The organism is Pseudomonas sp. NPDC087817, assembly GCF_044742875.1.
Lineage (GTDB): Bacteria > Pseudomonadota > Gammaproteobacteria > Pseudomonadales > Pseudomonadaceae > Aquipseudomonas.
The window spans coordinates 90,515-100,532 of record NZ_JBIUVJ010000015.1; the positions used below are offsets into that span (position 1 = coordinate 90,515).

General features: G+C 55.6%; 9 protein-coding genes. 6 read left to right on the top strand and 3 right to left on the bottom strand.

Features of this window, described 5'->3' with window-relative positions; translation table 11 throughout:
- Window positions 1-12: 12 nt before the first annotated feature.
- Complete coding sequence (locus tag ACIONG_RS13590) at window positions 13-1,392, top strand: hypothetical protein (protein ID WP_401300091.1); 1,380 nt, start codon at window positions 13-15, stop codon at window positions 1,390-1,392.
- On the opposite strand, the gene ACIONG_RS13595 is transcribed toward ACIONG_RS13590, so the two are convergent.
- Window positions 1,349-2,356 carry a GlxA family transcriptional regulator gene (locus tag ACIONG_RS13595; protein ID WP_401300094.1) on the bottom strand — a complete coding sequence of 336 codons (1,008 nt, stop codon included), beginning with the start codon at window positions 2,354-2,356 and terminating at the stop codon, window positions 1,349-1,351. The genes ACIONG_RS13590 and ACIONG_RS13595 overlap by 44 nt on opposite strands.
- An 89-nt stretch (window positions 2,357-2,445) precedes the next feature.
- Between ACIONG_RS13595 and inhA the strand changes: the two genes are divergently transcribed.
- The 4 genes from inhA (at window position 2,446) to ACIONG_RS13615 (ending at window position 6,631) form a co-directional block, all read left to right on the top strand.
- The gene (inhA, locus tag ACIONG_RS13600) at window positions 2,446-3,132 is read left to right on the top strand and encodes an isonitrile hydratase (RefSeq protein ID WP_213028097.1); all 687 of its coding nucleotides are present in this window, start codon (window positions 2,446-2,448) and stop codon (window positions 3,130-3,132) included.
- Window positions 3,133-3,361: 229 nt separating this feature from the next.
- Window positions 3,362-4,153, top strand: a complete 792-nt coding sequence (locus ACIONG_RS13605) for a CPBP family intramembrane glutamic endopeptidase (protein WP_213028096.1) — start codon at window positions 3,362-3,364, stop codon at window positions 4,151-4,153.
- 102 nt (window positions 4,154-4,255) lie between these two features.
- Window positions 4,256-5,821, top strand: a complete 1,566-nt coding sequence (locus ACIONG_RS13610; protein WP_123533088.1) for a PAS domain-containing methyl-accepting chemotaxis protein — start codon at window positions 4,256-4,258, stop codon at window positions 5,819-5,821.
- Window positions 5,822-6,160: 339 nt separating this feature from the next.
- Entirely contained in the window at window positions 6,161-6,631 is a 471-nt protein-coding gene (locus tag ACIONG_RS13615; RefSeq protein WP_401300099.1) for a hypothetical protein, read from the top strand.
- A 208-nt stretch (window positions 6,632-6,839) separates the two neighbouring features.
- On the opposite strand, the gene ACIONG_RS13620 is transcribed toward ACIONG_RS13615, so the two are convergent.
- Together ACIONG_RS13620 and ACIONG_RS13625 are read right to left on the bottom strand one after the other, a co-directional pair.
- Complete coding sequence (locus tag ACIONG_RS13620) at window positions 6,840-7,205, bottom strand: DUF6124 family protein (protein WP_401300102.1); 366 nt, start codon at window positions 7,203-7,205, stop codon at window positions 6,840-6,842.
- A 1,432-nt stretch (window positions 7,206-8,637) separates the two neighbouring features.
- Window positions 8,638-9,318 carry an alpha/beta family hydrolase gene (locus ACIONG_RS13625; RefSeq protein ID WP_401300105.1) on the bottom strand — a complete coding sequence of 227 codons (681 nt, stop codon included), beginning with the start codon at window positions 9,316-9,318 and terminating at the stop codon, window positions 8,638-8,640.
- Window positions 9,319-9,413: 95 nt separating this feature from the next.
- Here ACIONG_RS13625 and ACIONG_RS13630 point away from each other — a divergent pair.
- A partial coding sequence (locus tag ACIONG_RS13630) for a cbb3-type cytochrome c oxidase subunit I (protein ID WP_401300108.1) occupies window positions 9,414-10,018 on the top strand: 605 nt, incomplete at its 3' end.

Consider the following 10,018-nt stretch of genomic DNA (forward strand, 5'->3'; position numbering starts at 1 on the left):
ATAAACCGGGACATGAAAATGCCACACCTTCACGACATGGAAGAACTTGTAAATAACATTAATGACAACCAAGTAAAGGACTACATGAAAGAAGCCATGTCCTGTTACATGACCAGCGCGTACCGAGCATGTATAGTCCTGACTTATATCGCACTATTTGACGATATCGTAAAAAAGTTAGGAGAGCTTGGCAAAGTAAACAAGAAAGCAAAAAAAATACATGACGAAGCAATGAGCAAAATAAACGGCCAAGATGTGTATGAAAGCTATGTAATTGACCAACTTAAATCCAATAGCCTACTACCCGCTTTGGACACCACTTTTTTAGATACACTGAGAGTACTGAGAAACAAATCGGCCCATCCATCCGGGCATCATGCATCTGCTGAAGAAGCACGCTTCATTTTTTTTGAAGCCATAAACCGTTTCCTATCAAAACCAATTTTAACAACAACCCAACTAATTGACGAACTCTTAGCACGATTAGACGGAAAACATTTCTTCCCTTCAACAGACATATATAAAATAGCCAGCACCGTCAACAAAGAGCTAATTAACACCCATACTGAGACATACCCATACTTAATTAACAAATTTCTGGAAAAAACACAAAACCCCAACGCAGACATATCCAAAAATGCTGGATTCTTTCTAACAGGATTGGCATATACAAAAAGCCAAGCCTCTGAAGCTTGTCTAAAAAAATACGTCATTGACAACAAGTCCTCTGACTCAAATTATTCAATTATGATTTTGCGCTTGATTTCCGCAAACGGAAAACTTGTGTTCGATCTAGATCAAGTAACTTATGATCGCCTTAAGTCAATCCTAAACGATCGCATTAAAAACGTAGAAAACTCACTGGAACACACACGTTTCTCGCATCCAGCATCAGCCCTGAAATCGATACTCTTAGATGCGGGCGAAGACACCTTACTAAAGCATTTTTCAGAAGAGCTAAAGCTATTCATCGGAAAAAACGTTCTAAGTAATTATTTTATTGCTCACATCAAAGGCCATCCGCGCACCATCAATTTGTATTTCGACATCCTTTGTAAAGACGCGGGCTCCAACGACTTTTCAACAGCTAACCATATATCACGAAATATAAGAGATATCGATGCGCCGCTTGCCGAATGCTTAAGCGTAGAGCAATCGTTTACTCTCTTTATGAACATAATTTCTGCCGCCAGCCGTAATGCTTGGGGAGCCGCATCACTAAGAGACTCCCGATTTTCCTCATTAACGAATCTAAAGAAACTTTCGCTATCACTTGTAACCACCGACCAAGAGCTTGCGAAGTTGATAGTCAAAAAAACACTTGGTGAAAAAGAAGACTACCAACACATTATCGACAACTACCTCCTAGACCCTCAACCAGAAGAGGCTTAATACTGTCGCTGACCGAAAACCGCTCGCGATAAGCCTGCGGCGTCACACCAATCGCCCGCAGGAAACTGCGGCGCAGCGTCTCTTCGCTGCCAAATCCACAATTGGCCGCGACCCGTTTGACCGGCAGTCCGGTATCGCTCAACAACCGGCGGGCGGTTTCAACGCGGATCAGTTCAATCGCCCGCGCCGGGGTCTGGCCGGTGTCGGCGCGGTAGTGGCGGACGAAACTGCGTTCGCTCATCCCGGCCTGCTCAGCCAGGGTCGGGATGCCGAGGTCACAGGTGAGGTTCTCGGCGATCCACGCGTGCAGGTCGTCAAAACGATTGCCCTGATTCTGCAGCGATAGCGTCACGCTGAATTGCGACTGCCCGCCCGGGCGTTTGAGGAACACCACCAGATGGCGGGCGACGTCCAGCGCGATGTCGCGACCGAGATCTTCCTCAACCATCGCCAGCGCCAGATCGATGCCGGCGGTGACTCCCGCCGAGGTCCACACCGGGCCGTCGTTGATGAAGATCGGATTGGCTTCGACTTGCAGTTTTGGGTGCTGCTGCGCCAGTTGTTCACAGCGGGTCCAGTGGGTGACCACACGGCGGCCGTCGAGCCAGCCGCTGGCGGCGAGCAAAAATGCGCCGGTACATACCGAAGCCACGCGCCGGCATTTGCCGGCATGCTCGCGCACCCAATCCACCAGCGGCACATCTTCCGCCGCCGGATAAATGCCCCAGCCACCGGCGATGATCAACGTGTCGCTGGGCGCTTCGGGCAACGGCTCGGCCAACACCGCCAGACCGGCCGAGGACATCACCGCCCCGCCGCCGCTGGCAATCACGCTCGGCGCATACGGAATGGGCAATCCGCGCTGACGGGCGAGGTCATTGGCCGAGGCGAATACCTGCAACGGCCCGGTGACGTCGAGGATCTGCATGTTGGCAAACGCGAGTACGTGGATGGCTTTGGGCATTTGGCGTAATTCGTGGGGTTATTGGCGTATGCGCCAGAACCTACGCGCCTACAGTGAAGCCGTCTACCCCTTTTCATGGAGCAAGAACGATGACGCTGCAGATCGGTTTTCTGTTGTTTCCACAGGTTCAGCAACTTGACCTGACCGGGCCGTACGACGTGCTCGCCTCGCTGCCGGGCGTGCAGGTGCATCTGATCTGGAAGGACCTGATGCCGGTCACGGCCAGCACCGGGCTGCTGCTGAAACCGACCACAACGTTCGAGGATTGCCCGGATCTGGATGTGATCTGTGTGCCCGGCGGTGGCGGCGTCGGTCCTTTGATGGAGGATGCTCAGACGCTGGATTTCATCAAACGTCAGGCTGCGCAAGCGCGTTACGTGACGTCGGTGTGCACCGGGTCGCTGGTGCTCGGCGCGGCGGGTCTGCTGCAAGGCAAACGGGCGACTACGCATTGGGCATATCACGATCTGCTGCCGACACTGGGCGCGATTGCGGTGAAGGATCGGGTGGTGCGTGACGGCAATCTGTTTACCGGTGGCGGGATTACCGCAGGAATCGATTTTGCGCTGGTGTTGGCGGCTGAACTGTTCGATGCCGACACGGCGCAACTGGTGCAGTTGCAGCTGGAATATGCGCCGGCGCCGCCGTTCCATTCGGGCAGCCCGGAAACGGCACCGAACGCGATTGTCGATGAAGCCCGCCTGCGTGCCGCGCCATCGCTGAAGCTGCGCACGGAAATCACTGAGCGCGCGGCGGCAAAACTCAACCTGCGCTGATCCCTCAGCCAAAAACAAAACCTTGTGGGAGCTGGCTTGCCAGCGATAGCGGTGAATCAGCCGATGACGATTTCGGCTGTGCAATCGTCATCGCTGGCAAGCCAGCTCCCACAGGTATCGGGTCGGCCAGAGGTTGTGGACTGTCCCCGGTTCTCGCCGCACCTTGACTTGTCCCCCGCCGCTCGTCCGTGTAGAAAGCCCTTCCACAAAATCTGCACAAGGACCCTCCATGAAGTCTCTGCCATGGCTCTATCTGGCACTTCTCGGCCTCGGCTACGGTTTGGCGCTGAGCTACGGTCAACTCGGCTGGCTCGCACTGATCTCTATCGGGCTGCTATTGATGGCCGGTTTCGCCGTACGCCAGCAACACGTGCCGTTTGCGCGTTATCTCGGCCACGGCCTGTTCATCGTGCTGGCTTTGGCGCTGGCCCTGCACTGGCTGCCAGGGTTCTACAACGGTCGCGCCATTGATCCGCAACGTTTCACTGACAACGCCGTGCCGTTCTCGATGTACCTCAATCAAGATAAACCGCTGATTGGTTTCTGGCTGTTGCTGGTCTGCCCATGGATTGTCGCCCGGCGCTCGCTGCGCCTGACGGTCTACGCCACCGCCCTCGCCCTGACCTTGAGTGTGATCCTCGCCCTCGGCGGCGCGTTGTTGCTGGGCGTGATCGCCTGGGCACCGAAGTGGCCGGATCAGGCGTGGCTGTGGGTGCTGAACAATCTGCTCCTGGTGACCCTGGTCGAGGAAGCGCTGTTTCGCGGCTATATACAGGGCGGCCTGAGCCGGCGTTTCAAACACCTGCCCTATGGCGAAAATCTTGCCCTGCTGCTGGCCTCATCGCTGTTCGGGCTGGCGCACATCGGTGCGGGCTGGACGTGGGTGTTGCTGGCGGGTCTGGCAGGTGTCGGCTATGGTCTGGCCTACCGTTTTGGCGGACTCGGCGCAGCAATCGCCACGCACTTCGGGCTGAACCTGCTGCATTTCGCACTGTTCACCTATCCGATGCTGGCGGGTTGAAGCAAGGCCCGTTTTGCGACGCTGTACTGATTACTGAAAGAAAAATTCAACAATTTCCTGCCACCGCCGACAACCTTTCAAAGCCTTGCGGATTGAAAAACCATGCGTAACAACCAGCCCATTACACAACGCGAACGGACTTTCCCGGCTCAGCAGCGGTTGATTTCCACAACCGACGCCAAGGGCGTGATCACCTACTGCAACGACGCCTTCGTCGAGATCAGCGGGTTTTCGCGTGAGGAGCTGATCCGTGCGCCGCACAACCTGGTTCGTCACCCCGACGTCCCGGCTGCGGTGTTTTCGCACATGTGGGGCACACTGAAACAAGGCTTGCCATGGATGGGCATTGTCAAGAATCGCTGCAAGACCGGTGACCACTACTGGGTTAACGCCTACGTGACGCCGGTGTTTGAAGGCAATCAGGTGGTCGGTTACGAGTCGGTGCGGATCAAACCCACCGCCGAACAGATCCGCCGCGCCGAAGCGCTCTACCAACGCATCAACCAAGGCAAGTCGGCAATCCCTTCCAGCGATAAATGGCTACCGGTGCTGCAAGACTGGCTGCCGTTCATTCTGGTCAGCCAACTGAGCTTCGTGATCGGCGCGACGCTGAACTCGCACTGGGGCTTTGCCTTGGCGGCGGGTCTGTCGGTGCCGTTGGGCCTGATGGGCCTGCAATGGCAGCAACGTGGGCTCAAACGCCTGCTGCGCCTGGCCGAGCAGACCACTTCCGACCCGTTGATTGCGCAGATGTACACCGACAGCCGTGGCGCGCAAGCGCGTCTGGAAATGTCGATCCTCAGCCAGGAAGCGCGCCTGAAAACCTGCCTGACCCGTCTGCAGGACACCGCCGAACACCTGACCGATCAGGCCAAGCAGTCCGACGCCTTGGCACACAGCAGCTCGACCGGCCTGGAACGTCAACGCGTGGAAACTGAACAGGTCGCCACCGCTGTCAACCAGATGGCCGCGACCACTCAGGAAGTGGCCAGCCACGTACAGCGCACCGCTGACGCGACCCAGGAAGCCAACCGCTTGACCGGTCGCGGCCGCGACATCGCAGGGGAAACCCGCGAAGCCATTCAGCGTTTGTCCGTGGTCGTGGGTGAAACCGGTTTGACCGTCACTCAACTGGCCAAGGACAGCGACGAAATCGGCGGCGTGGTCGACGTGATCAAAGGCATCGCTGACCAGACCAACCTGCTCGCGCTCAACGCCGCCATCGAAGCGGCCCGTGCAGGCGAGATGGGGCGTGGTTTTGCCGTGGTGGCTGACGAAGTGCGTCAACTAGCGCAACGCACCAGCGAATCGACCGGGCAGATTCATGCCTTGATCGCCAAGTTGCAGCAAACTGCGTCCAGCGCTGTGCAGACCATGGAAGCTGGCCATCGTCAGGCGGAAGAAGGTGTGGCGCGGGTGCTGGAAGCGGATCAGGCACTGGTCGGGATCAGTGAAGCGGTGGCTAATATCACCGACATGACCACCCAGATCGCTGCGGCGACCGAAGAGCAAAGTGCGGTGGCTGAGGAGATCAGCCGCAACATCAGCAATATTTCGGAACTGGCGGATCAGACCTCGGAACAGGCGCAAAACTCGGCGTTGCTGAGTGAAGAGCTGACGAAGACGGCGAATACACAGTACTCGTTGGTGGAGCGGTTTAACCGCTGATTGATGTGTTGCAGACAAAAAACCCGGATGGCGCGAGCTTCCGGGTTTTTTTGTGTCATTGAAAATACCCAATTCGGGGTTCGGTTTGAGTTGAGGCTGCGCATCAAGAGCTCACTCACCCATCCCGCCACAACCGCCAACCCGAGGCATCTAATACGCTAGGTGCACCTCTCTGAAAAATCTTGTGTTGAACATTCAAAATCTTGGCAAAAACACACAAAACATTGCAACTGTCTACTGTCAGGTCTGACAGTAGACGGCCAACCTCCATGGGTTTATCTATAAATCGTCGAACAGTCCATTCGCAATTGTTCCCACGACATGACCAAGGAGCTAAAGATGACCGCACAACTTATTTACATACCGAAAGCAGATTTTACTCAAAAGCAGGGAAATGTCCTCACTTGGCAATTCGGCACCAATCCCGAAACGAAGTCCATAAGAACTTTTTTTGATCTACACCATTTTATTCCGACAGACGAAAAGAACTGGTCAATCTCTGGATCGACAGGAACTATGGAAGACGAAAACTTCTTTGCCTACCTTTTCTCGATCCCCTACACCAATGACGCTCCGTTCAATAAAACCTATACGTTAAAAGATGGGCTAAGTTTCAAGCATGGTCACTCATCGCCTGCACCTGAGGGATTTTACGGTGTTGCCTACGTTGATGCTGATGAAGCCATACTTAATATCGACATCCATCCCACCAAGGGAATTGCTACAGGTACATTTGAAGCAAAGTTTAAAAGCCATGGGTACCGTACACAGCCTAAAGGAACTTTCAACTTGCTAAGAGATGATTTGTGATCCTCTTCCAACTACGGCTTCGAGCCGCTTTGCCATAACAGGTTTTTTTCAGTAACAGGCAAACGACATAACTGACCTCATAGCCATATTGCTATCGCGAGCAGGCTCGCTCCTACATTGGATATGCTGTGATCACAGATAATATGTCCGACGACAATTCACTGTGGGAGCGACCCTGCTCGCGAAGAGGCCATAACTGCCAGCGAAATTACTGAGGCAACTTCAGCTTATCCAGCAGTCGATTAATCAACAGTTCGTTCAGCATGATTACCTGTTGCAGCGCCAGCAGCGGTTTGCGCTCCGGGCCGCCGATTGAGTTGGCGATGTTACCTGCCATGGCGTGAGCGTATGAAAGCGACTCGCTCGCTTCGACCAGCAGGGTTTCGTCATCCAGCGTTGGATTGACCAGATAGACGGGGCGAAATTTGGGCGAGGCTGGCGGAGCCGCGAGGTCTTCAGGTTTGAGGTAGTAGTCGAGGGCGCGATCGGTTGCTTCTTTGATCTTTTGCGGGCTGAGCGCTGGGTCGTGGGGGATTGGATCTTTGGGCGGTGGGTTTGGCGTGATTTTGAACATGGATGAAACTCCTATCGCAGTTAAGGAGTCATCACTCTCGCTACCAAACGAGAGGGTGGTGGCCATACGCGGGTTGGTAGACCGGCTGCAATAGGAACCCGGCGCTCACGAGTGAGCCCCACGCATGACCACCATAAAACCGAGCCCCAAGAAGAGGGACTGCATACGGTGTTGCCATACAGCTATTACAGACGGGCTACCAAACCCGATCACTGTTTTTCAGTGACTGGGAAACGATACAACCCGCCCCATAGCCGTGTAAGCCGGCGGATTCTGGCGTACGCGTAGGTAACGGCGCAAGGTGTCGTAGGCCCGATGGCGTAACGGGTTGTGTGATTTAAACGTGCTTGCAGGATTGCGTTTACTGACAGAGAAAACTGGAAATTCCCCTGTTGTATTGATGTTGTTTTTGAGGCCGTTTCGCGAGCAGGCTCGCTCCCACATTTAGATCGGGTGCATCAGTAAGAGATTGGTCGGCTGTCAGGCCGCCATCGCTGGCAAGCCAGCTCCCACAATGGATTGAGTGCGTTCATTTAGAAACTGGTCGGCTGTCAGGCTGCCATCGCGAGCAGGCTCGCTCCTACAGATGGATTGAGTGCATTCAGTTAGAAACTGGTCGGCTGGCAGGCCGCCATCGCTGGCAAGCCAGCTCCCACAATGGATTGAGTGCGTTCATTTAGAAACTGGTCGGCTGGCAGGCCGCCATCGCGAGCAGGCTCACTCCTACAGATGGATTGAGTGCATTCAGTTAGAAACTGGTCGGCTGGCAGGCCGCCATCGCGAGCAGGCTCACTCCTACAGATGGATTGAGTGCGTTCATTTAGAAACTGGTCGGCTGGCAGGCCGCCATCGCGAGCAGGCTCGCTCCTACAGATGGATTGAGTGCATTCAGTTAGGAACTGGTCGGCTGGCAGGCCGCCATCGCTGGCAAGCCAGCTCCCACAGTTTTGATCTATGTAAAGCACGCGGCGCATGCCGCCCCACTCAAAGGATGAGCGTTAGCTCGGCTTCGGCTTTTGATCTTGATCCACGGGCGACGTCGGAAGGCTGAGCGGAGTGATTGATCCGGGGGTGGGAGCGCAGCGACCGTTTGGCGAAGCCAAACACATCGAGAGGAGGTGCAGCGAAGCAAACCGGAGGCGATGCGCCCGGATCCATCCCGGAGCGAAGGAACCCCGAGCCCCAGCGAGCGGGCCGAACGTAGGAGCAAGCGTTTTTTTGCTTACTTTTTTTAGGCGTTTGTAAAAAAAGTGAGTCGCCGTAAGGGCGAAACCCTAAGTGGCCGTTACCGCAGCAATGGATATGTACCCAAAACGAAGAACTGCGGCGCATCCAAGATCCATCCCCCTCACCCCAGCCCTCCCGAAACGTCGGCCCCCCCCAAGGGGGCGAGGGGAAAGGGAGCCGATCTTTATGCAGTTCGGGATCTCGGTTAACCCTTGAGAAACTCGGCTACCTTCTGCGCGGCGCTGGCCAAATGCTGTTCATGGGTAAACCCGGAAACCTTCAATGGCTTCAAATCATGATCCCCAGCCGCCAGCCACAACACCTCAATCCCCGGCGCTAACGAATACCCCTCGACCGCCTCACGATTGCCAAGCGCATCCCGCTCCCCCTGCACAATCAACGTCCGAGTCTGCAAACCAGCCAAATGCTCAACCCGAGGTTTCTCCGGTTTACCCACTGCATAAAACGGATAGCCCAAACACACCAACGCATCGGCACCCAATTCGTCAGCCAAGAGACTAGCCATTCGCCCGCCCATGGACTTGCCGCCGATCCCCAGCGGCCCAGCGACATGACGTCGCACTTCGGCAAACACTTCGCGCCAGCATTCCAGCAGTTTCGGCGCGGGGTTCGGCGGACGCTTGCCACCGTCGATACGCCGCTGCGCCATATACGGAAACTCAAACCGCAACACGTTCACCCCAAGCCCGGCAAGGCGCTCAGCCATGTCGTTCATCCAATCGCTATCCATCGGCGCACCGGCACCGTGAGCAAGGATCAACGTCGCTGAAGCCTCACCATTGGCGGCATCCCAAAGCCACCCATGATCGAGCACGCACTGCGCCCATTGATCCCCGTCAATACTGGCCTTGTGCTGTTTGTCCATGCTTGCCTCGCTTTTAGTCTGCCTATAACTCCAGACGAAGGATTCGCCGCGTGTTTTGCGCGCGCTCACTTCGGCTGAACCGTGGATGGGGAACCATGAACACTTCTATCAGTACCGCCTACAACTACAAGGTGGTCCGCCAATTCGCCATTATGACGGTGGTGTGGGGCATCGTCGGCATGGGCCTCGGGGTTTTTCTCGCGGCCCAATTGGTCTGGCCCGAACTCAACTTCAATTTGCCCTGGACCAGTTTCGGCCGCCTGCGCCCACTGCACACCAACGCGGTGATCTTCGCGTTTGGTGGCTGTGCGCTGTTCGCCAGTTCCTTCTACTCGGTACAACGCACCTGCCAAACCCAATTGTTCGCGCCAAAAATCGCCGCGTTCTGCTTCTGGGGCTGGCAACTGGTGATCCTGCTGGCGGCGATCAGCCTGCCACTGGGTTACACCAGCTCCAAGGAATACGCCGAGCTGGAATGGCCGATCGATATCCTGATCACCATCGTCTGGGTCGCCTACGCGATCGTGTTTTTCGGCACGATCATGCAGCGCAAGACCAAGCACATCTATGTGGGCAACTGGTTCTTCGGCGCATTTATCATCACCGTGGCGATCCTGCACATCGTCAACAACCTTGAGTTGCCGGTGAGTTTCCCCAAGTCCGACTCGGTGTACGCCGGTGCAACCGACGCGATGGGGCC